We start from the raw sequence: 21,629 nt of genomic DNA on the forward strand, positions 1-21,629 counted from the left end.
GATGAGGCAGTCCGTCGACCGCACCGGTGTTTGCTGGGACAATGCCCTGGCGGAGTCATCTTCGGGGCTTCGAAAACGAATGGCTCCACCGCTACGTCTTCACCACCCACGCGAAGGCACGGGGTGAAGTCGTCCGATACATCGAAGGCCTCTACAACCGCCGACGCCTGCACTCCGGACTCGGCTATCGCACACCCCACGAAGTCCTGCACCCAGAGCAGGAATTGAACCTCGCGGCATAGAACAACAGCAATCAACCCGTCCGGAAAACGCGGGGCTCCTCAATCAGACCGCCACCCGGGTGGGCAAGGCGTCCGCCCGTCCATAGGCGAGCACCCGAGCGAGGACCTCCCGGAACCGGGCCACGTCTTGCGCCGGGGCCTCGATGACGGCCTCGATTTCGCCGTCCTCCAGCCGAAGGCTCTCCAGCGCCTCGGGGTCCAGTACGACGCGAAGGACATTGCCCTCCAGGACGGCTTCGTGCACGCAGCCATAGGCCGTCCCCTGCCCGGCCGTGACCAGGCAATGAGTGTCCATTCCCAGGGCGACCTCCTGGTCGTCGGGATCTTCCTCGCCCGACATGAACAACAGGATGAAGCCGCTGCCGTCCTCGGCCTCCGCGAGGCCGGCCTCGGTGAAGCAGCCGTCGGGATCAATCTCGGTTCCGACAACGCGGGCGGTGAATCTGAATGCCATGAAGAGGTTCTATCAAGGCAGTCGGACAGGGAACGCGGTGCGGCCGCCCGTACCGACACGCGCCCCTTCAGGCCGCCTACCGCGCAGCCGAGACCCGCGGAAACCCCGGCCCCACCCGCGATGTTCGGGCTGGTCGGCACGTAATCCAAGGCCGCCTGTCGCGGGGCGTACCCAGGGTCGGCGGCATGACCCACGAACCCGAAGACTCGACGACGATGACACCGGAGACGGCCGCCCGGATCCGTGTGTCGCGCGTCGACGAGGAGTACACCTTCCGCGCCGTCGCCCAGGCCGCGACCGACCTGTGGGGCTCCGCATGCGGCGGCCCAGATCTACGGCACGGACCTGTGCATCACCGCAGCCGAACTGCTCGGAGAAGACCCCACCACGGACACATGGAACCAACACCCCGCCAACCCGACCCCCATCGAACCCACGCTCACCCCCCGAAAACCGCAGGGAACCGCCCAACCCGCAGACCGACACCCCACACACGCCCCGGGGACGCCGCGTCTCCCGTGTTCGGCGTACGGCCGCGCGGGGAACACGACGCCGGCCGACGTGCCGTTCGTAGGAGTCGGCCGCGAGTACGTCGACGTCGCCCTCCCACGCGTGCGTTCACGGGTTTGTGATGGCGTCGATGATGTTCGGGTCGGAGGCCGGGCGCAGTTGAGCGCGGGTCGGAGCTCGCCGGGTCCGGGTGTGGTGTAGCCCAGGGCCACGACCCGAAGGCGGGTCCCGGCCGGGTACCAGCCGTCCGTGTCCCGCCACACCGGCTCCGCGTGCTCCGGCTCCAGCAGAAGTCCGCGCAGGTCGGCGCGAGCCGGTCGACCAACTTCGCTGCGACGGGTCACCTGCGTGGCCCGGTGAGTGCGTGATGTGGTGGCGTGAGAGCGAGACATCGACCTTCGGACAGGGGCACGTTGTGAGCACGAGGTACACCGCAAATATGGTCTTGCGAGGGAACAGCTGGGGCCTGTACATCCCGCTCTTCGGATCGATGGGCAACTGGCCCGGGACCACGCTGCCGGGTCCCGAGGTGCCGACCGTGGCCGCTCGCGCGGCCGCGCTGGCCGAGTTGGGCTACGAGACCACGGAGGAATGGTCGTGGGACGAAGAGCGCACGGACGACACCGACGACGACTCGCCCGTGATCCTGATTGCGTGGGCCGAGGTAACACCGATCGACTGACCCGGCACGCTCAGGCACATCGGGGCATCCATTCGGTGGGCCCGGCCGGCAGATGAGGATCATTCCATCGCGGCCGGCACGTGTGCGGTGGTTCCGCTCGGGCCGGGCCGCTTCAGGAGTACGGCGGCGGCGGGTACGCGGGCATGGGGCCGCAGGCGGGCACGCACGAGGGCGATCGCGGTGTCCAGGCGTGCGCTGCGCAGGTATCGGCGTCGTCGAGCACTGTGGTCCAGGCCGCGCACGCCTCGCCGAGGCGGCCCGGGCCCAGGAGGAGTCCGGCCGGGATCGCGCCGGAGATCGCGCGGCGCATCGACCACCTCGCCCAGGAGCACCACCGGCCCCGCAACCCCGCTCGGGCGCGCGCAACGCCCGCCCGCGCGACGGCGCAACGCGTCCCGTGAACGCGAACGAAAAGGCACGCGGGAGGGTAAAGGCGCGCGGCGGGAGGAGACACGAAGGCGACGGAAGCGGCGGGAACCACCTCGGCCCGGGCCCGACGTGGCGATACCCGCAACTCCCGCCCTCGGACGCCCTGGGGATCGCGCCCGTGGCGTCCGAGTCGACCGCCTCGTACCTGAACCGCCTCCCGGGCGCCTATCGCATGGAGGTGCCCCGGTTGCCGGCGGCATCGGCATCGAACACGCGGCCCGGGAGGGCGAACGGGACCGGGACCGCCGCGCGTCGAGATCCACCTCGACCACGTGGCGCTACACCGCCTGGCCGCGCGCACCCGAACCCCCCCCCACAACCACCTGGCACACGCCCTCCCTCCTCTGATCACCGCGCCCGTACCCGCCCCGCCCTCACCCCGCAGAGCCGAGGCGGCCGGCACCGACGACGCGGTGGGGCCGACCGGCATCGACGAGGAGAACACGGCGCCGAGGCGGACGGCCCACGCGCGGGCACGCGTCCTGGCCACCGACGAGCGACCCGTCCGGGCGTGCCCGCCGTGTGTACGACGCCGCACCCGCGGGGCCGGCGATGTGGCATGGACGTACCCGCCCGCGGACCGCATGTGGTGCCCCCGCCACCGGTATCGGGCAAGCGAGGACCGCCTGCCGGGCCCCCTCGACACGACTGGGCTACCCGAGATCGGCCTCGCGCACCGGTCCCACCGGCGCCTCACACGAGGCGACGACGACACGGCCGCGTACGCCTGAACGGCGGCGATCACCACCCGCCGGCAACGACCACGGACACCACAAGGCACGACGCCGGCAGAGGCGGCTGGGCAGGCTCACCGCGAGCAACCCCGCCCTGGCCGCGACCGGCGGCGTCTCGGCCGTTCTCCCGGCCCGCACCGTCGTGACCTATCCCGAAACCGTCGCCCTCGCCCGCGCGTTGGTCACACTCCCTTGAGCCGCCCCGCAGGCCACACCCCACGAGCGGGCTTACGCGTATCGGCACACACGGGCCCTGGCCCACATCGCCGACCACCCCGAACTCCCCCGCCTGACGATCGCACCCGACGACCTCCCCTGGGCGCGGCTCCACCACCACAACCCGCCCTGACCGGCAACCGTCCGCCCCCGGAAAGAAGCCGATACCGATCCCGACGAAACTCCGTCACCGGCCCCGGACATCGCCACCGAACGCCGCAGAACACCAGACCAACCAGGCCGATCAAGCCCGCAGATACCCACCTCGGGCCACCCCCGCACCCGACACCCCGAAACACCGAAAACCCGCAGCCACCTCACGACACATCAACACATCACCGAGAAAACCCGGACCGTTCCCACGAAACCACGAGACCCCGGTGCACCTGACCGAGCGTGGCGGGGGTGACCCCGACCCGCTCGGCGTGCGGCGCGAGGGCGGCCACCACACCCGAACCCGCCCCGAGGAACCCCCGCCACCACAACCCGCAACCACCAAACTACCCGCCGGACTCTCAACCAACACACGAAACCCCAGACGAGCCACCAACCCACCCCACCACCGCAACGCTCCGCGACTCCACACCACAACCAACGACCACTCACAATTCCCGGCTCATTCCGGCGGAAAATTGTCGTCATCCGCGTTCGGGTAATCCGGCAATTGCAGAGCATCCCGCGACGCGGGGCCAACCCGCCGTTCGTGAGCCCGGTCACGGCACGGTCGGGACCGTCCCCGCAACGCGGGGTGCGTTGATCGTTTGAGGTCGCCCTCGTCTCCGCTCTTCTCGACCGCCGCCCGTCTGATCCGCACCGGCCGACGCGTCGTCGTCCGTCGATCGCAACGATGGCCCCGGACCCTGCACATCCTCGACGGCATCACCCGGCTCCACGCTCTCCCCACACCCACCTGAGCACCGAACCGACCACCCCGACGAGACGAGGCACCCCCGGTTCCGCGAATGCGGTTGCGTGCACTGCCTCGCCCCTGATGCCGGGACTTCCCAGGCCACCGGCTACCGCCACCTCCACGAGGGCTTCGACGTCCTCGGGCTCACAAACCCAACAGGGCGGCCCGGGCCTGGTGATCGAACCACTCCCCGAAACGGTCTCCGTGATTCGCACCGTCCGGGCTCAGAGTGACGACCAGCGGGTCTACGGTCGAATTCTGCTCGTGGAGATCGATGAAGTATGATTCCGCCGCCGAATTGTCATGACCGAAGTAGAAACACGCGTCGAAGACACCCTCGTTCAGATCCTCCAGAGTGAAGTCCTCTTCCTCCTCGTCCGGTTCGGCCCCTTCGTAGCGTTCACGCAACAGGTCGCCCAGATTCTCGGTGCCCGGCGAGTCGAATCGAAGGCTCGTGTCACCGGCGTGCAGTGAGCGGTGCGCTGCCGCCAGAGCGCGGATCGACACGGGAATGGTCTCGTCGTCGGAACGCCGGTCGGCCGGGGGGCCGGACCACATTACGTTGATCGCGCCGGCGCCGGGCCCCGGCTCATCGATGTCGCTCAGCCTTTGGGCTTGCGTCCCACGGGGTATACGACGAGAACGCGAGAAGTAGGCCACGTGATCCCCACCTCGTACCCGAACCACCACGAGGCCGAATATCTCCCGGCGGATGGCGGCCACCCACTCGGGGAAATACTCCGCCGCCTGCCCCCAGATGTTGTCGAGCGCTTGCCCCAGAGTCGCCGCCCCGGAATCCGGCCATCCGCCCGGCTGCAACGGAACGTCGGCATGGCCCCCTCGGAACAATCGTCCGCGAACCTCGACGCCTTCGTTTGATTCTCCCCCAAGGTGGACGGCTTCGAGAGTGGCATCCGCGAGGCTCGCCGGACTCCAACTTCCCTCGGTCCTCAAGGCCCTTCGCAGGAAGAACTCGATGTTCCCGGCCACCCGGGAGTCGATTCGATCGCTCATGCCGTCAAGGGTACGCACGCGCATTCCCGGGGCCGACAACGACCGCCGGCACCGGTCCCGCACCTCAACCGTGAAGCCGGACCGAAGGAGGCCGAGGTTCGAGGCCGCAACCTCCCGGGGCATCACCCCTCCCCTACCCCTGCCGGGGCGCACGGCGGCCGCCGCCCGACGCGGAGAGCCGTTGCTCGTCCACATCGTGTTCCGGCACATCGGCATCGACACGGACGAGGCAACGGACACCGGTACCTGGTGACCATCCCTTGAAGCGTTGCGCGCGCACGCCCCGGAACTCGTCGAAGCACTCGCCGTCCCCCGGGTAGCGGCACGCGGCGCAGCCCGGGCAGCCGTCGACGACGCATCCGACGGCTACGCGGACAACACGGCCGAGGGCGGCGCGGCGGCGGGCGATGTGGGCACCGAGGAGGGCGTGGGCGGGGCCCTGGAGGGTCCGGGTGGGTTGCCGGGCATCGATGGGTCGGGTGAGGGCGTGGCGGTCGAGACGCGGCCGTTCCCGCGGTTCTCGAGCCCGCGTGATCCGGCGGCGGCGGACTTCGTGCGGCTGCGGGTCATCGACCCGGACGAACGCGACTGGAACCGCGGCTACCTCGCCGCACGCCGCTTCCCGCGCGTACACAACCACCGCAGGATTCCGCTGGATGCGCGCGACGGGCACGACCACGGATACCCGGTCGGGCAATGGGCCGCCGTCCAACGAAAGCGGTACGCCGCCGGACGCCTCGACAAGCGGCGCACCCGCGCGCTCGTCATGCTCGGGATGGTGTGGTCACACCCCGACGCCGCCTTCGACGACGGACTCACCGTCGCGCGCCGGCGGGGGGAAGCGGCGGCGTGCGGGACGTGCCCGGGATCGAAGACACCGGCGGCGGAGGCGACTTCGCGTTCATGGGCGCAAGCACACCCGCTCTCGACCCGGCCGACACAGGAATGTGCATCCCCACGACAGCCAGGCCACGCATGTGCTAGCGCTCTTGGGCACGCCACGACAGCAGTTCGGTCACCCCGTGACAGCGATGAATCGCTTTCTCGGTGCCATGGTCGCACCGCAGGTTGCGCCGCCTGACTGGAACGACGGTGGTAGGAACGCCTCGTGCGGCTTGTGGATGATCACCGGCGCGCGATCCCATCGGGACGGGCGGCAACGGCATCCGGAACCCGGGTGGGCGTCCGAACTCCTGGGCAAGGCCTCCGGCCGTGCCGAACACGGCCCTTCGACCCTTGACGACTTCCCATCCGGCCTCCCGGTGCGACGGCGGATTGCGCTCCAGCTGAGGTAGCGGCGTCAGTTCGTTTTGACGTCACTTGGGCAGCGCCGAAACGGCTCCCGCACTCAGCAAAAAAGCCACCCTCGCGGCTCCGTAGTCACCCTCAGCCGAAAACCTCAGTAGCCCGGCCAGGGCTGGCCATATCTCGGTTGACGGAGAGCAACGTCCGCCGCCATCCGTCCAACTTGGCCTCGTGGGCCCAGCCCGACCCGGTGGGGACCCGGTCGACACGGGTGGCGAGGGCGACGTCGACGGGGAGCGTAAGGGCGGGCATCCCCGCCCGTACCCCGGACCCGGCCTCGTCATCCGGAGCCGCGGGCGCACGCCGTCGCGGTCACCGTGGGGTGGCGTCGGACCGCGCCCTGGAAGGGTCACGGCTGGACCGGGAGACGCCTCTCGTGTTCGGTTTCACGGTGAATCGCCGGCCGGCGCTGCTCGGGACTCAGTGGTGGGGCGCGGCCATCGGATTCTCCTCGCGTCGTGTACCGGAACCGCCCCATCGAGGCGATTTCTCTCTTTCAGGATCCCGACGGGTGCACGGTCGAACTCGAGGCTGCCGCGCGACCGAACGGCGCCCGCCTGGCGTGAAGTTGTCGCGACGGGGCGGAGACGGTGCGGGGCAGTCGCGTGGGCGACCGCGGGTGGACCGATCGTGGCAGTGGTCGGTCCACCCGCGGTGGGGTGTCAGCTGCGGCGGATGATCACCAGGAGTAGTACGGCGGGGACGTCGCCCGCGTTGCAGATGGCGTGGGCGACATCGCCCGGTAGAACGGCCATGTCCCCCTGTGTCAAGGCCACTTCGTGGGTGCCCGCTCGTACGGTGACACCGCCGCTCAAGATGGTGAAGACTTCGCGGGTTCCCGGTTCGTGGGGAGGGAAGGGCCCCGCGGTATTGCCCGCCTGGACGGTGTAGCGGACCATCTCGACGCCGTCCATTGCGGGAAAGAGCGACTCACGGACCGCGCCCGTGTTCTCGTCGACCATCGCGACGCTGCTCGTCCCGCGAAGGATCTGGACCGGTGGGATGACGTGTTGCCCCAGCAGCTCGGACAGGGGCGTCGCCAACGCGTCCGCGATGGCGACCGCGGTGCCCAGGCCCGGCCTTCGCTCACCGCGTTCGATCTTGGACAGCGACGCCCTCGACACCCCGCTCTTCTCGGCGAGGGCCTCCAGGGTCAGCCCCGCCTGCCTGCGGCGATGACGCACGGACGCGCCGAAACTGGCGTCTACCACTTGATCCTCACCATTGGGCTTGTCGCCCCTTCGTCACGATCACTCCGATGTTGCCACCGCGTCGATCTCCACCGCCAGGTCGCCCAGGAGGCGGCTGACCTCGAGCGTCGCCCTGGCCGGGCGATGGTCACCGAACACCGCAGCGTACACAGTGTTCACCTCGGCGTAGTCCGAGAGGTCGGCGAGGTAGATGGTGGTCTTGAGCACCTGCCCCAGCGAGGAGCCCGAATCGATCAGTACCCGCTCCAGGTTGCGCAGGACGATCGCCGTCTGCTCACCGGCCGGCAGGTGCGAGAGCGGCTTCGACGTGTCGGCGTCGAGCGCCAGTTGCCCGGCGCAGAAGACCAGGTTTCCCGCCGTCTGGACGTGACTGTACGGGCCCAGGGGCTGGGGGAGGTGTTCCGAGTTGGTCATTGTTTGTTTCCTCCGGATCTCTTTTTGTAGAATATTCTTCTATCGTGGACCTGGCAAGAGAGCATGGCCGCGACGTCGCGACGGAAGCTCAGACGGTGCGTGCCGCCCGGTCGAGTTCCGTGCCCTGCGGGGTGGCGGTCTCGATCGGTCCCTCGCCCGACTCCGTCGGAGCGGGTGCCGCCGCCACGACGCCGCCGACTTTCGATTTGAGCACGGTGACGACCGGCACGATCAGGCAGTAGGCCAGGGAGAGTGAGGACGGCAGACCCCACACACGCATCACGGCGTTGAGGGCGCTGAAGACGACGCAACTGCCGGCGGCGGCGGCAATGCCGAGCACTGCGGATTTGACCGAGGGGGTCAGGAACACTCCTCCGATCGCCATGCAGACCAGGGCGCCGTTGAGGCCCACGACCCCGACGTAGACGAGGAAGCCGTCGAAGCCCATCAGAGTCGCGGTGGCGACCGCGGCGGCGGAGCCCAACAGCGCCAGGGCTGCGAGCAGTCGCGAGAACAGGGTTATGGCGACGAGAAACACCAACGCCGCGGGGACGCTCTCCAGGAAGAACAACTGGCTGATGCCGTGCAGCACCGCGCGTACATGATCCGTCAAGGAATCGGTGCCCGCGATCGCCACAGGAGTGTCTCGCAGGGTGGGATCGACCGAGAGGGGACGGGTGGGATCCGGAGGGGTCACGTAGGGGCGCAGGTGAGTGACGTCGGCCTGCTGGAGCGCGATGACCAGCATCATCAGCACGCCGTTCATCGGCAGGGCCAGCGGGGGCACCCCCCAGGTGCGCGTCATGAAGCACATGAGCGCCCCCATGGTCAGCGCCGTCACCGCGGCGGCGGCCGCTGCCAGGGCCAGCACGGTCGGACTCCACGAAGGCGCGAGCAGGACCCCCGCCCCCGCTCCGGTCAACGCGCCGTTGAACCCGTAAAGGCCCAGGCGCGCGTCGGCGCGGTCGAAGCCCAGCAGGGCGGCTGTTGCGGTCGACGCCACCACTCCCACCGAGACGAGCGCGCCGAACCAGGGCGACACCCACCACACGGTGACGAGCATGATGGTGCCGGTCAGCGGATTGCCGAGGAAGCCGGCCATGCCGACGCCGCGCAGACAGTTGGTCAGGAAATCGAGTGCGGGATGCTCGGCACATCGAGCCGACAGATTCGGCACGACGCCGGTGAGGGTCTGTCTGGTCAGCGGTGGCCTGATGGTACGGCGGGCGTTGCCCATGGTGTCTCTCCTTGACGGGCCGGTCGTGAATACACCCGACCGACGCGGGCGTCGGGTTGAGCTGCGTCGGTCGCCGGGGCGGCCTCGCCGGAGTAGGGGCGGCAGGCTTGCCCCTTCGAAGCGTGAACCGGTCGCGACGGCGTGCGGCGGGGGACCTGCCGGTTGATCGAGCGGCGGGGGGAATGTGGTCGCGCGGGGCCGGTTCGCGACTCCTCGGCGCGGAGTGCGGTTCGTGGCCTCGATCGTCGGTTCCGGGAAGGAGTGACCGGACGTGAGGTGGACTGGGCGACCGCCGTATGGCATCGGACTGCCTGCGTGTGTTCACGGAGTCCGACGGATGACGCAGGAACGTACAGGCCCCGGACCCGCCCGGCAAGACCCGATTCCGTTCCCTTGTTCTTTCCCGGCGTGAGGTGCCACAGCCAGGGACGCCGGGACCGTCGGGCTGTCACGCGGGCCGAGGATCGAGCGCAGACGGGAGGTGTTCGGCCCACTTCCGGTGTCTCATTCGACGGACCCGACATGCCTTGACCCCGCGTTCCCCAGGGAGTAGAACTTTCTTCATTAGAAGATTAGGCAAGAATTCTGGTCGGGCATAGCCCCCAAAGCACCGCGCACGACAGAAGTCGCGGTCCGTCGACCGAACGCCCCAACGCGGCTCCTCAGGGGCTCGCCGCGCCACCGACAGGTGTCGCTCCTCCTCAGATCCCGGAGAAAGCACCAATGCCACGAACCCCTTCCCCCACTCCTGCGCTGCGGATCTTTCGGGCCCGGCGCATCGTCACCTTCGATCGGGACGCGGAGGCCTTCGCCACGCTCGGGGAACGCGTCATCGACACCGGGACCCTCGCCGACCTGCGCTATCGCTTCCCGCTCGCCGAAATCGTCGACTTGGGCGATCGGCTGGTCGTACCCGGTTTCAACGACGCCCACTGTCATCCTTCGGTCACCGCGGAAACACGGCTGCGACTGGACGTGTCACCCGCGGCCGTGAAGGACGTCGAGGATCTGCGCCGGGTACTGAGCGCCCGTGCGGCCGCCACGCCCGAGGGCGAATGGATCTTCGCCGCCGGGTTCAACCCGGCCCGAAGCGCCGGGAGTCGCATCGACAGGAATTTCCTGGACGCAATCTCCACACGCCATCCGATCGTCGTCGTCCTGTTCAACTGGCACATCGCGGTCGTCAACTCCAAGGCATTGGAATCGACGGGCCTCACGGACGCGTCCGAGGCCCCGGTGGGCGGGGAGTTGGGATTCGACACCGCAGGCAGGCTGGATGGGTGGTTGTACGAACAGGCGTTCCTGGAGCCGTACTGGTCCGGCACCGGGCGTCCCCCGTGGGTCCCCGAGCCGGACCAGGACTCGTTGATGGACGCATTGGTCGAGGAGAACAACCTCCTCCACTCTGTGGGGATCACGTCGTACTGCGACGCGATCGTCACGCCCCGGGTATGGCGCACCTACCAGGCGACGCGCGACGCAGGTCGCTTGACGGCCCGCGTCGGAATGCTGCTGTGGAGCACCTACTTCGACACGGCCGAGGAACTGGGCCTGGGCGCCGGATTCGGCGACGACCGGCTTCGCTTCCTCGGGATCAAGGCCATGTACGACGGGGCATTGAGCGGCGGAACATGCCTGTGCAGCACACCGTACGCCAGCGCCACGGACGGCAGGAACGGCATCCAACTGGTCGACGAGCGGGCCTTCGCCGATCTGGTCGGGGCGGTGCACGCGAAGGGCATGCGCATCGCGGTTCACGCGAACGGAGACCGCGCGATCTCCGAGGTGCTCGACGCCATCGAAGCAGCGCAGGCGGCTTCCCCCGGGGCCGGTCTCAACCACAGGATCGAACACTGCAGCATGGTCGACGATCAGCTGCTGGAACGCATTCGTGCCGCAGGCGTGACCCCCGTGCCGTTCAGTGGTTCCATTCGCCAGCACGGCCCGCAGCTCGTCGGCTTCTATGGTGCGGACCGAGCGGCCACGATCCTGCCGCACCGGTCCTTCCTCGACGCCGGCATCGTCGTCGGGGGCTCCTCCGACTACCCGACGACCCCTATCGCCCCCCTGACCGCCATCGCCTCCATGACCACCCGGGCGACCGCCGAGGGCCAGGTCATCGGCGCCGACCAGCGGATCAACGTCCTGGAGGCGCTCGAGCTCTACAGTGTGGGATCGGCCCATGCCTGCGGCGAGGGCGACCACAAGGGCCGGCTCGCGCCCGGCTACCTGGCGGACTTCACCGTCTTGGACACCGACATCATCACGGCGGGACCCGAAGGCGTCAGCGAAGCGAACGTCCTGTCCACGTGGGTCGGCGCCGAACGCGTGTGGTCCTCGTGAACGTCCGCCGGCCCGCTCCCCCGGACGCGGCGCCGACACCACACGCCACGGCGCCGCACATATCGCCCGCGGGCGCCCACCGGGGCGCTCGACGAACCGCAGCCAACCGAAGGACCTGGTCCTGATGACCGAAACCCACGGCACCCGGGACGCAGCCCCGGGCAACCGCCCCAGCCTTCCCCACGACGAGGTCCTCCTGGCGAGCGTCGAACACGTAGGCGAACTGTTGAAGACCAGAGCGCTTTCACCGGTCGAACTCACCAAGGCCGCTCTCAATCGCGTCAACCGCCTCAACCCCCGCCTTCGTGCGTTCGTCCACGTCGCGGCAGCCGAGGCCCTCGAGGCGGCGACGCAGTCCGAGAAGCGGCACCGACGCGGCGAGGCTCTCGGGCCCTGGGACGGAATTCCGGTCTCGGTCAAGGACATCTGTGCCGTGGCGGGTCTTCCCCTTGAAGCCGGATCGGCCGTGCTGCGGGGCCATGTCGCCGCATACGACGCCGAGATCGTCCGCGTTCTGCGCGGGACGGGAGCGGTCATCCTGGGAAAGACGTCCCTCGACGAGTTCGCGCTGTCCACCTCGGGCCCCGCCCGCAACCCGCTGAACACGGCGCTGTCCCCTGGGGGTTCCAGCGGCGGGGCGGCGGTGGCGGTAGCAACCGGAATGTCGTTCGCGGACATCGCCACCGACACCGGCGGCAGCGTGCGCATCCCCGCCCACTGCTGCGGAGTCGTCGGCCTGAAACCCACACATTCCCTGCTGCCACTCGACGGCATCGTGCCCCTCGCGCATTCGCTCGACCACGTCGGCATCCTCACCCGCACCCTCGGCGACTCCGCGTCGTTCCTGGCGGCCCTCCAACCCGGGGACGGACCCGCCGTGCCGGCCGACGTGCCGGCCCTCTCCTCCCTGCGCGTCGGCGTGGTCCCGCAACTGCCCATCCGGAGCGACGCGGTTCGCCGCGACTACGAGCACCTGACACAAGTCCTACGCGCCGAGGGAGCCGATGTCCGCGAGGTGTCGCTGCCCAACCTCGACGCCGTGTCCGCCGTACACATGACCGTCCTCAGCGCCGAGATGTCCCGGTACCACCGGCAACGCTTCGGCCCCAAGGAGACCCGGTACGGCGACGGCATGACCGCGGTGTGCGAGATCGGCGCCGACGTCTCGACCGAGGCTTACACCGCGGCACGGGAGGCCCGCGGAGAGTTGTGCCGTGCGATCGACCGGCTCCTCGAGGACGTGGACGTGCTCGCGCTCCCGACACTGCTCATCGACGTACCCGAGGCAGACCGTGCGACGGTCACCATCGCCGGGATAGAACAACTCGTCACCCCCGCGATGGTGCGGCTCACCTCCCTGTTCAACCACACCGGGCACCCGGCGGTCACCGTGCCACTGGCCGCGAACCCGGGGGAGCAGCCCTCCTCGGTCCAACTCGTGGCCCCCTACCACCAGGAGCGACGGCTCCTCGCCGCAGCGCAACGCATCCGCGCCGGGATGGCGTCGCGTTGAACGCCCGATCGTCCCGAGGCCGCGCCCGCCATCGGCCGGCCCTCGGGGTCGGGCGAGTCGAGGGATCCACCGCGCTCGCCACGCACGAACGAATCCGGAGGCCACTGTGCCGATGCCATCACGCGAGGTGAGGCCGGACGTGCGAGGCCGCGACGCCACCGCGTTCGTGACCTGCGCCGCGACGCTTCTCGCCTTGATGAACTACACCGCTCCGATGGCCGTGCTGCCGGACATGGCGGCGTCTTTCGACAGCAGTGCCGCCGGCAAGACCTGGATCCTCAACGGCATAGCTGTGGGGCTGGCCGCCACTTTGCTCACTTCGGGCAGCCTGGCGGACAACTTCGGCCGCCGTAGGGTCTTCAGCGCGGGGCTCGTCGCGTTGGCCGCGGCGTCACTGGTGTGCGCCGCAGCTCCTTCGACGGGACTCTTCGTCCTGGGCAGGTTCGCCCAAGGCACCGCGACCGCCGCCGTCATCGCAGCCGGACTCGGCGCACTCGCCAACGCCCACCCGGATGCCCGGGCCCGCACCCGGGCGACCGGTATCTGGGGGGCGATGCTCGGTGCGGGTATCGCCCTCGGGCCGCTGGCGTCCGCCCTGGCCGAGGCACTCGGCGACTGGCGACTGTTCTACGTCGGCCTGGCCGCGAGCTCGGCGGTCCTGGCGGTCGCGGCCGTCGTCCGCATGTCGGAGTCACGAGCGCAACGGCCACGCAGGGTCGACCTCTGGGGCATGATCACGTTGACCGCCGGGGTGGCGCTCCTGATCACGACGCTGACGTTCGGTCGCGAGGGCTGGACACGCCCCGAGACAGGATGGCTCGGCGCGGCCACCGCGGTGATGCTGATCCTGTTCGTGGTGGTGGAGAACCGCCGACGCGAGCCGATGCTGGACATGGCGCTGTTCGCCGATCGCGCCTTCGTCGCGGCCACCACCGGGGCGTTCGCGAACGGATTGGGAACGATCGCCCTGATGAGCTACCTGCCGACCCTGCTCCAGACCACGATGGGTCTCAGCCCCCTGCACACGGCGGAGATCTACACGGCGTGGGCCGGCACCTCCTTCGTCGTCGCGCTCGCCGCTCGACGTTTGGCCGGACGCGTGTCACCGGGCAGTCGCATCACCATCGCGTTGGTGATGGCCGCGGTGGGTACCCTGGCCATGCTGGGGGCCTGTGGGGCCGATTCCTGGCCCCGTCTGTTGCCCGGTCTGTTCATCGCAGGCATCAGCAGCGGCGTGATGAACGCGACGCTCGCCGGCCAGGCCGTCGCGACGGTGCCGCCGGATCGCACCAGCATGGGCTCCGGCGCCAACAACACGGCGCGGTACATCGGTTCCGCCCTCGGTGTGGCCATCGTCGTCACGGTGTCAACCGGGAGCGCGGACGCGGCCGAGGGGGCCGACGCCGCACTGTGGGTCTCCGCGGCCATGTCCGCGGTCTGCGCCTGCCTCGTTCTGGCGACGCGCCTTCGACACCCCGGTCGCGCCGAGGCAGCACCTTCCGGCCCCGGCCGCGCGCCCGAGCGGCCCGTCGCCCGCTCGACGTCGGCGTCGGGCCGTCGCGAGTGAAAACGGGTACCGGGGTGGCCCGCTGAAACGGGGCGCCGTGCTTGTCAACCCGGGGCGGGCGCGGGTCACCGGAAGATCCCACGCAGACCCTCCGGATAGCGTTCCGGTGTCAGGTCGCCCGAAACGTGGTGCCGTACGACGTAGCCCTGGATCATCGACAGGTGAGTGCGCCCTGCGGCGCTCGGATCGGCGCCGGAAGGAGGATGGCCGTTCACGGCGAACTACCGTGCCAGTTGCGTGAGTTCACTCAACATGTCGGTTTGTAGTCGCGCGAGGACATCGCGCAGTCCCGGGTCGCGCAACGATTCGCTCCAGGCGTGGATCATGATGCGCCCGGTGTCCTCAGGATCTCGGAGTGGCTCGAGGTCCTGGACGAGTCGCGCGAGCGCGTCCGCGGGGGTCGGTTCGGGCCCCGCCCGGAGGAGGTCGCCGACCGAAGTCCGTGGTGCCCGCGGCAACCGGTTTGGCACGCTGGTGGAGTGGGCCGATCGCGTTGCTGGGATGGGTGTGGATGCGGGACGGTCGCGGGCGGTGGCGGGCGTGGCCGTTGGCGGCCGTGCCCCTGTTCATCGGTCAGGTCGTCGGTATACGACGAGAGGCACTACGCCCAACCAAGCGACGGCCATCAGGCAGTCATCGAACCCCCGCAAGCCGCCCTGACCAGCTAATCAATACCTCTTGCACAACGGGGGAAGCTCAGTTCCCGCACCAGCGCGACCCTTGGCGATTGCGGGTCGCAGCCGGTGGCGACTTTCGGCGTGGCAAGCGTGGGCCCGGGCCGGCCGATGAGCATCGGTGTGTCTGTGCCCGCCCCGGGCGCACGCTTCGGGCTCAGGCCGGTTCCGTGGCTTCGTCCGGTCGGGGCATCGTGTCGGCGAGTTGAGCCTCGGTCCAGCGGGGGGTGATGTGTTGGGAGCAGTTCCAGTTGAAGCCCTCGACGTCGATGACGATCAGGCGCTCCACGCTCCCCGGGGTGCGGATCACGCCGAGTCGAGCGGCCAGGTCGGGGTTTTGTGTCGGGTCGTGAGCAGTGGCGTGGCCGAACAGTTTCAGTCGTGCGCGGCTGGCATAGTCCATGAAGAACAGCGCCACGCGATCGTCGGCGCCGATGTTCCCCGTGGTGATGTACTGCCGGTTTCCCCGAACGTCGGCGTAGGCGAGGGTGTGGGTGTCGAGGACGTGCACGAAACCCGCCGGTCCTCCCCGGTACTGGATGTACGGCCATCCTGTGTCGCCGACGCTTCCCAGGTAGAAGCCGTCGCTTTCGCCGATGAAGGCGGCTTCGAACACGGTGAGCGGATCGGGTCGATGGTCCGGATGGCCGGTCGGGTGGCGGTCGGCGACGGGACTGGCGTGTCTGCGTTGGGCCTGTCGGACGGATTCGGTGTAGGCGACTTGGGCGTAGCGGGTCATGACTTCTGCCTTCCTGTGCGGGGGAGGTCGGTCGCGTACGCGGCGTGGTGGGAGGGTGCGACGTGGTGCGCGGTGTGATCGTCGTCCGTCTTGGGAGCGTTTCGTTCGCGTCCCCAGTGCCAGGACAACGCTGCGGCGAGCAGTACGAAGGCGGCGGCGAACGGGGCCAGGCCGAGGGAGCCGATCACCGCGAGTCCGCCCGCGCCCACGGCTCCGGCGAGCGCGACAGCCGCGTACAGCGACGATTGGTAGAGGGAGGTGACGAGCATGGTCGGGCCGGACCATCCGGCGATGAGCTGTTGCTGTTGCGGCGTGGTGATCGCGAGGGAGACCAGTCCGGTCAGGGCCGCCGCGGGAACCGCGAGGGCCATCGATCCGCGCAGCGCGGGCAGGACGAGGAAGACCGCGACGATGGCGGACAGCCCGCCGAGCACGGCTCGGCGGGCGCCGCGACGGTCCGCGAGATGTCCGGCCATCAGGTTTCCGATTGTCCCCGCGATTCCGAACGCCAGTACCAGCAGAGCCAGTTCGCCGCCCTCTCCGCCGCCGGTGGCGGGTTCGAAGATGGCGCTCAGGTAGGTGTACGGGATGTAGATGCCGGTGAAGGCGAGCACGGTGATGGTCAATTGCCGCCGTAAACCTTGCGAACGCAGCGGCTTGAAGCCGCCCCGCAGTCCGGTGCGGGTGGTGACACGATCGATGTTCGGGAGGCAGAACAACAGGACGGGTGCGACCAGGAGCCCCAGAGCCGCCACGCACCACATCGTGGCACGCCAACCCATTGCGTTGCCCAGCACGGTTCCCAGCGGCGCACCCAGGACGAGCGACAGGGTGATGCCGAGCATGACGAGTGAGATGGCCTTGCCGCGATGTGCGGGTCCGGCGAGAGTCGAGGCGGTGGCGCTGGCGTTCGCGGTGAACAGTCCCGCGCCCGCCGCCGCGACCACGCGTGTGACGAGAACAGCCCAGTAGCCGGGTACGACGGCCGTGGCCACGTTGCCGATCGCGAAGATGATGAGGGCGGTCACGAGTACGGTCCGTCGCGACCAGCGTGTCGTCAGCGCGGTGAGCACGGGGGTGAGCAGCGCGTAGGCGATGGAGAACACGGTGACCAGTTGTCCGGCCGCGCCGATCCCTACGTGGAGTGAGTCGGCGATATCGGGCAGGACGCCGGAGATGACGAATGCGTCGGTTCCCATCACGAACGTGCCGATCGCAAGGACTGCGGCGTGCCGACGCCAGGCGTGATCGCTGCCCGGGGCCTGCGCGATGTCGGGTTCGATCCGGTCGGCGGACGGGTTCGGTCGGGACGTTCGGGTGACGGGGACGTCGGGCCCTGTGGCCGCGGTCGCGTGCGGCGGCAGGTGCGGGGTATGTGGGCTGGACACATGCACTCCTTCGACAGCCAACGTAAGCTACGACGAGCATCGTAACTCTATTCCGATGAACATCGTAATAGGCCGGATCTCCATGGAGTCGAAGACGTGCATACGCCCACACACACGCTGCTGCCGCAACCCGACCTCGCTCGGGTCGACATCGCCACCGTCCTTCAGGCACTTTCCGACCCCATCCGACTCCGCATCGTGCGCGAACTCGACATCGTGGGCGAGGCCACATGTAGCTCGCTCGACGTACCGGTCAAGGTTTCGACGGCGTCACACCATGTGCGCATCCTGCGCGAGAGCGGTGTGGTCTCGACCCGCATCGACGGCACCTCCCGTCCCAGCCACCTGCGTCGAGCCGAGCTCGAGCACCGCTTCCCGGGGCTTTTGGCTGCCGTCCTGGGAGCAACACCCCCCAGCCCCGGGGCCGACCAGAAACCGCTGTCGGCGGATTCGTCGCGACGGCCGGCGAGCTGACCACCCGAGCGGCCGATCCGACCGTCACCCCAGGGGGGCGAGGGCTGCCTCGGCGGTGTGCCTCACGAGGGACCTTCGCGAGAATCGGCCTCGGCGATCCTGACCGACGCGCCCGAGGCCGACCATCGCCTGCGTCACACGCAGTCCGGCGCCGGCGAAACCGAATCGGTCGACGAGTCGGTCGTCTTCGCGTCGGCCGGGACCGGGGCGGGCGCGGCGGCCCGGATCGCCGACGCAGATTCGGACCATGGACACCCGACAGACGTACGAGCGCTCCACGATCCCGACCGCGAGATCGAAAGCCGCCTCGCCGTCGACGCGGGCCACCTCACGCCGATCGGTGGAGCCAACAGGTGAGCGGGGGCGAACCTCGTCCCGACCGCTACGACGGACCGGCCCTCGTGGTGGCCGACGGCGTCACCGTCCCCGTAGAGGCACGCCTGCAAGCCAACCCGAACGGGACGTGGCGCGGACAGGTGTGGTCCGTCGACGCATCCGACATGCACCGCATCGCCACGGCCTGGATCCGCGTGCTGCGCTACGGCCGGCACGCGGCCCGCTTCACCACCGACGATGTCCTGGACCGCCAGGCCCACGTCACCGGCACCGGGACACCACCGTTCCGAGTGGGGATTCAGCTACAGGTTGAGGCGTTAAGTTGCTCGGCTGTCAGTGGCGTTCGGCAGGACTTGCGCCATACATGCATCCTCGCATCCGTGAAGCTCCGGCTTTGGATGCCTGTTTGCTCCGCTCATCGCACCCGGATTCCGTCTGGCTTGTCGATGGCACGGAAACTCCCTATCAGCCAAGTACGGTCCTCGGCACCGTTGTTCGTGTAGGAGCTCTTCCGTGAGCCAGCGGAAGCCGTACCCGAGCGACCTGTCCGACGCCCGATGGGCGCTGATCGAGCCGACGTTGACGGCATGGAGAAAAGCCCGCTCGACCGCAGACCCACCGGCCGGCCAGAGTCCAGCTCCGCGACGTGTTCAACGCGATTCTCTATGTGAACCGCACCGGAATTCCCTGGAAATACCTCCCCCACGACTTTCCGACCCACGCCTACCACGCGGCGTGGCGCGACGAGGGAATCTTCGCCCGACTCAACTACGACCTGACCGTGCCGGCCCGTGTGAAGGAGGGCCGCAAGCCCGAACCCACGGGCTCCGTCATCGACACCCAGAGCGCGAAGACCTCCACCGACGTGCCCGTGACCAGCCAGGGAACGGACGCCGCAAAGAAGGATTCGGACCCGTCAACTCCCCTTTTTCAAGGCCCGCGTGTTGACCGAATCGACCGCACACCACGACCAGTCCACCGGGCCTCTCGCACCGAGTTCATCCAGCAGGACCCGATGCAGTTTCGCCCACACGCGGGCGCGACTCCACTCCGTGAACCGGCGGTGGATCGTCTGCCAGGATGCGCCGAACACCGGCGGCAACTGTCGCCACGTACAACCGGATGTCGCCACGAACACGATCCCGGCCAACACCTCACGATCCCCGTACCTTCGACGCCCACCGCCCTGCGGACGAGTCGGCCTCGACGGCACCACCCGCTCGAACAACCCCCACAACTCGTCCGGCACCAACCGCTCCACAAGCGTCACCGCATCCAAATGAGACGCCTTCTCAAGCGGTGGGGCGCCCGACCCAGGCGTTTGCGCCGCGGCGGTACCATCGCGTCGCCGCTGGTGATGAGCGGATCCGTCGACGAAGGGGAAGTTGGATGTCCACGGGGGATTTCGCGGCGGCCTGTGCGGCCGGCGACTCGGCAGCGGTGAACCGGGCGCTGCGGGACGGGGCCGCGCTCGGGCCGCTCGACGGTTCCGGGGTCACGCCCCTGCATCTGGCGGCGGCGGCCAGGTCCGCCGAGGTCGTCGCGGCATTGCTGGGAGCGGGCGCGGACCCGAGGGCGGCGACGACCGAGGAGGTCGCCGCCGGGCGGTGGTTCGCCGACTGGGGCGACGTCTTCGCCGGCTCCACGCCGCTGCACGTCGCCGTGGACAGCCTCACGATGGGCAGCATCCCGGACCCCGCCGTCGTACGGCTCCTCATCGACGCCGGTGCCGACCTCGGCGCCGTGGACTCCGGCGACGACACCCCGCTCGGGGTCTGCTTCCAGTGCCTGACCTTCGACGAGGACCTGAGGACGGCTCAGACCGAGTGCGTCCGGCTGCTGCTGGCAGCCGGCGCGAACCCCGACATCTCCCTGTCGTCCGAGGCGACGCCGCTGTCCCTCGTCGACGGGGACTCCGAGAGCGAGCGGGTGCTGCGGGAGCTGCTGTGGGACGCCGGCGCGGTGCCACCACCGCCGGCCGGCGGCCCTGGCGAGCACGTCATCGAACGGCTCGGACGACTCGGCGGGCAGATGCCGGATCGGTTCGCGCCGATCGACTGGGTCGTCGCCACACCGGCCGGCAAGCGGCAGGTGCCGGAGTGGGCGCAGCGGCTCTTCGCCGTCGTCTTCACGGCCGGCGACGTCCGCGTCGACGACTACTCCGACGCCCTCGTCGACTTCCATGGCACGGAGATCGAGGCGGGGTACTTCCGCGAGCGGCGCGCCTGGTACGGCATCGGCCAAAAGGGCGACTACCACTGGTACGTCGCCGACCTGGATGAGCAGGACACGGACGACCCGACGGTCCACCGCCTCGACATGGAGGGCGGGGACGACGCCCTCGGCGACGGGCGCGGGCTCACCCGGGAGCTGGCCGGGATGAAGGTCGTCACGCGGGTCGGGTGAGGCAACCCCCTAAGCAGGGTGCCAAGTTTAATCAGGCATCGGCCTCGATGAAGCCGCCGGAAATGCCCAATCAGCCGACCCCCGGTGCCGGTGACCACCTCGTGTACCGAGTTTCCCGTATCGGTGTGCGACGTTGGGCAAGGTTCAGCTCTTCGACGTTGAGCCCGAGGATCTCGTCGGCGCGGGCCGCGGTCTCGTAGAGCATCCGGTGGAGCGATTTCTCCCGCAGACCGACCTCGCGGCGGGCGAGTGGCCGGTCGATCGCGGTCTTCGACCGCATCGGGGTCGCCGAGTCTGGCGGCGGCAGCCTTTTCGCCCACGCGGGCATCGACGGTGCCGCGTGCACGCGCTCCCGGCACCAGGCGAACCAGGACAGCGCCGCCGCGCGCGCTCCATGTGTCGACCGCGGCGCCGCTCCATTCGAACTCAAGCACCTTGCCGACTTCGTCATCGGCGACCGACGCGAGCGGCTGGGTCTCGCCCAGGTGCTCGGCGACCTTGCCGACGGCGGTGGCCTACGCGCGGGTGGTGTTCGGGTTCGGCTGCGTGTCGAGGAACGCGCCCGCCGCCGCCCGCACCGTCGGCCCGGCCGCGACCGGCAACGCCACGGCCTCCACCATGACCTCGTCGCGCGGCTTGCCGCAGACAACGGGGTCGCTTCGCGTCCGCCCCGGGAACAGTCTCCGCAGCTCGCACCCGGAGTTGCCGCAGATAGTGGGGGATTGGCTGCGCCTCAGTCTCCGATCTCACCGGCCAGGCATGGCGCGTCGGCCCGTCACCAGGGCCGACGCGGGCTTGGCGCACGATCTGATATCGATGTTCCGGCCCCGA

18 protein-coding genes and 2 pseudogenes are annotated in these 21,629 nt (G+C 69.3%); 10 read left to right on the forward strand and 10 right to left on the reverse strand.

From position 1 onward, the window contains the following. The first annotated feature begins 41 nt into the window (after positions 1-41). Positions 42-242, forward strand: a complete 201-nt coding sequence (locus tag ACIBSV_RS48700; RefSeq protein ID WP_395874111.1) for an integrase core domain-containing protein — start codon at positions 42-44, stop codon at positions 240-242. Between the two features lie 43 nt (positions 243-285). Here ACIBSV_RS48700 and ACIBSV_RS48705 read toward each other — a convergent pair whose 3' ends face one another. Next, a complete protein-coding gene (locus ACIBSV_RS48705; protein WP_395874113.1) occupies positions 286-696 on the reverse strand; it encodes a hypothetical protein in 411 nt (136 codons plus the stop codon). A 949-nt stretch (positions 697-1,645) separates the two neighbouring features. On the opposite strand from ACIBSV_RS48705, the gene ACIBSV_RS48710 reads away from it, so the two are divergent. Continuing rightward, positions 1,646-1,888, forward strand: a complete 243-nt coding sequence (locus ACIBSV_RS48710) for a DUF6303 family protein (RefSeq protein WP_395874115.1) — start codon at positions 1,646-1,648, stop codon at positions 1,886-1,888. A gap of 112 nt (positions 1,889-2,000) precedes the next feature. Here ACIBSV_RS48710 and ACIBSV_RS48715 read toward each other — a convergent pair whose 3' ends face one another. Then, positions 2,001-2,198: a hypothetical protein gene (locus ACIBSV_RS48715; protein ID WP_395874117.1), complete on the reverse strand. Its 198-nt coding sequence runs from the start codon at positions 2,196-2,198 to the stop codon at positions 2,001-2,003. Positions 2,199-4,321: 2,123 nt separating this feature from the next. Beyond that, entirely contained in the window at positions 4,322-5,191 is an 870-nt protein-coding gene (locus tag ACIBSV_RS48720) for a hypothetical protein (protein WP_395874119.1), read from the reverse strand. Positions 5,192-5,744: 553 nt separating this feature from the next. Between ACIBSV_RS48720 and ACIBSV_RS48725 the strand changes: the two genes are divergently transcribed. Further along, positions 5,745-6,272, forward strand: a complete 528-nt coding sequence (locus ACIBSV_RS48725; RefSeq protein ID WP_395874157.1) for a helicase associated domain-containing protein — start codon at positions 5,745-5,747, stop codon at positions 6,270-6,272. Positions 6,273-7,158: 886 nt separating this feature from the next. Here the strand turns inward: ACIBSV_RS48725 and ACIBSV_RS48730 are convergent. The 3 genes from ACIBSV_RS48730 to ACIBSV_RS48740 all read right to left on the reverse strand — a co-directional run bounded on the left by ACIBSV_RS48730 (position 7,159) and on the right by ACIBSV_RS48740 (position 9,358). Beyond that, positions 7,159-7,707 carry a helix-turn-helix domain-containing protein gene (locus ACIBSV_RS48730; RefSeq protein ID WP_395874121.1) on the reverse strand — a complete coding sequence of 183 codons (549 nt, stop codon included), beginning with the start codon at positions 7,705-7,707 and terminating at the stop codon, positions 7,159-7,161. Between the two features lie 39 nt (positions 7,708-7,746). Further along, complete coding sequence (locus ACIBSV_RS48735; RefSeq protein WP_395874123.1) at positions 7,747-8,121, reverse strand: RidA family protein; 375 nt, start codon at positions 8,119-8,121, stop codon at positions 7,747-7,749. Between the two features lie 88 nt (positions 8,122-8,209). Further along, on the reverse strand, positions 8,210-9,358 hold the full coding sequence (locus tag ACIBSV_RS48740; protein ID WP_395874125.1) for an urea transporter: 1,149 nt from the start codon (positions 9,356-9,358) through the stop codon (positions 8,210-8,212). A gap of 723 nt (positions 9,359-10,081) precedes the next feature. On the opposite strand from ACIBSV_RS48740, the gene ACIBSV_RS48745 reads away from it, so the two are divergent. From ACIBSV_RS48745 to ACIBSV_RS48755, 3 genes are all read left to right on the forward strand, one after another. Further along, positions 10,082-11,701 carry an amidohydrolase gene (locus ACIBSV_RS48745; RefSeq protein ID WP_395874127.1) on the forward strand — a complete coding sequence of 540 codons (1,620 nt, stop codon included), beginning with the start codon at positions 10,082-10,084 and terminating at the stop codon, positions 11,699-11,701. Between the two features lie 124 nt (positions 11,702-11,825). Beyond that, positions 11,826-13,214 carry an amidase gene (locus ACIBSV_RS48750; protein WP_395874129.1) on the forward strand — a complete coding sequence of 463 codons (1,389 nt, stop codon included), beginning with the start codon at positions 11,826-11,828 and terminating at the stop codon, positions 13,212-13,214. 139 nt (positions 13,215-13,353) lie between these two features. Then, positions 13,354-14,781 (forward strand): MFS transporter, encoded by a 1,428-nt coding sequence (locus ACIBSV_RS48755; RefSeq protein ID WP_395874131.1) that lies wholly within the window; start codon positions 13,354-13,356, stop codon positions 14,779-14,781. 65 nt (positions 14,782-14,846) lie between these two features. On the opposite strand, the gene ACIBSV_RS48760 is transcribed toward ACIBSV_RS48755, so the two are convergent. From ACIBSV_RS48760 to ACIBSV_RS48770, 3 genes are all read right to left on the reverse strand, one after another. Next, the gene (locus tag ACIBSV_RS48760; protein WP_395874132.1) at positions 14,847-14,996 is read right to left on the reverse strand and encodes a hypothetical protein; all 150 of its coding nucleotides are present in this window, start codon (positions 14,994-14,996) and stop codon (positions 14,847-14,849) included. Positions 14,997-15,612: 616 nt separating this feature from the next. After that, entirely contained in the window at positions 15,613-16,194 is a 582-nt protein-coding gene (locus ACIBSV_RS48765) for a pyridoxamine 5'-phosphate oxidase family protein (RefSeq protein ID WP_395874134.1), read from the reverse strand. Next, complete coding sequence (locus tag ACIBSV_RS48770; protein ID WP_395874136.1) at positions 16,191-17,582, reverse strand: MFS transporter; 1,392 nt, start codon at positions 17,580-17,582, stop codon at positions 16,191-16,193. The genes ACIBSV_RS48765 and ACIBSV_RS48770 overlap by 4 nt, the downstream gene beginning before the upstream one ends. A gap of 96 nt (positions 17,583-17,678) precedes the next feature. Between ACIBSV_RS48770 and ACIBSV_RS48775 the strand changes: the two genes are divergently transcribed. The 3 genes and pseudogenes from ACIBSV_RS48775 to ACIBSV_RS48785 all read left to right on the forward strand — a co-directional run. Then, the gene (locus ACIBSV_RS48775; protein ID WP_395874137.1) at positions 17,679-18,056 is read left to right on the forward strand and encodes an ArsR/SmtB family transcription factor; all 378 of its coding nucleotides are present in this window, start codon (positions 17,679-17,681) and stop codon (positions 18,054-18,056) included. A 353-nt stretch (positions 18,057-18,409) separates the two neighbouring features. Further along, positions 18,410-18,895 carry a DUF4873 domain-containing protein gene (locus ACIBSV_RS48780; RefSeq protein WP_395874139.1) on the forward strand — a complete coding sequence of 162 codons (486 nt, stop codon included), beginning with the start codon at positions 18,410-18,412 and terminating at the stop codon, positions 18,893-18,895. Between the two features lie 10 nt (positions 18,896-18,905). Continuing rightward, positions 18,906-19,296 (forward strand): annotated as a pseudogene (locus ACIBSV_RS48785) (transposase); the annotation flags it as partial. On the opposite strand, the pseudogene ACIBSV_RS48790 reads toward ACIBSV_RS48785, so the two are convergent. Continuing rightward, positions 19,286-19,662 (reverse strand): annotated as a pseudogene (locus ACIBSV_RS48790) (transposase); the annotation flags it as partial. The pseudogenes ACIBSV_RS48785 and ACIBSV_RS48790 overlap by 11 nt on opposite strands. 119 nt (positions 19,663-19,781) lie before the next feature. Here ACIBSV_RS48790 and ACIBSV_RS48795 point away from each other — a divergent pair. After that, complete coding sequence (locus tag ACIBSV_RS48795) at positions 19,782-20,798, forward strand: ankyrin repeat domain-containing protein (protein WP_395874141.1); 1,017 nt, start codon at positions 19,782-19,784, stop codon at positions 20,796-20,798. Positions 20,799-21,629 lie beyond the last annotated feature (831 nt).

The sequence above is a fragment of the Embleya sp. NPDC050154 genome (assembly GCF_044460165.1).
Taxonomy (GTDB): domain Bacteria; phylum Actinomycetota; class Actinomycetes; order Streptomycetales; family Streptomycetaceae; genus Embleya.

Coding starts and splice junctions, on each gene's coding strand:
- ACIBSV_RS48700 (WP_395874111.1), top strand. CDS start 42: ATGCCCTGGCGGAGTCATCTTCGGGGCTTCGAAAACGAATGGCTCCAC.
- ACIBSV_RS48705 (WP_395874113.1), bottom strand. CDS start 696: ATGGCATTCAGATTCACCGCCCGCGTTGTCGGAACCGAGATTGATCCC.
- ACIBSV_RS48710 (WP_395874115.1), top strand. CDS start 1,646: ATGGTCTTGCGAGGGAACAGCTGGGGCCTGTACATCCCGCTCTTCGGA.
- ACIBSV_RS48715 (WP_395874117.1), bottom strand. CDS start 2,198: ATGCGCCGCGCGATCTCCGGCGCGATCCCGGCCGGACTCCTCCTGGGC.
- ACIBSV_RS48720 (WP_395874119.1), bottom strand. CDS start 5,191: ATGAGCGATCGAATCGACTCCCGGGTGGCCGGGAACATCGAGTTCTTC.
- ACIBSV_RS48735 (WP_395874123.1), bottom strand. CDS start 8,121: ATGACCAACTCGGAACACCTCCCCCAGCCCCTGGGCCCGTACAGTCAC.
- ACIBSV_RS48740 (WP_395874125.1), bottom strand. CDS start 9,358: ATGGGCAACGCCCGCCGTACCATCAGGCCACCGCTGACCAGACAGACC.
- ACIBSV_RS48745 (WP_395874127.1), top strand. CDS start 10,082: ATGCCACGAACCCCTTCCCCCACTCCTGCGCTGCGGATCTTTCGGGCC.
- ACIBSV_RS48750 (WP_395874129.1), top strand. CDS start 11,826: ATGACCGAAACCCACGGCACCCGGGACGCAGCCCCGGGCAACCGCCCC.
- ACIBSV_RS48765 (WP_395874134.1), bottom strand. CDS start 16,194: ATGACCCGCTACGCCCAAGTCGCCTACACCGAATCCGTCCGACAGGCC.
- ACIBSV_RS48795 (WP_395874141.1), top strand. CDS start 19,782: ATGTCCACGGGGGATTTCGCGGCGGCCTGTGCGGCCGGCGACTCGGCA.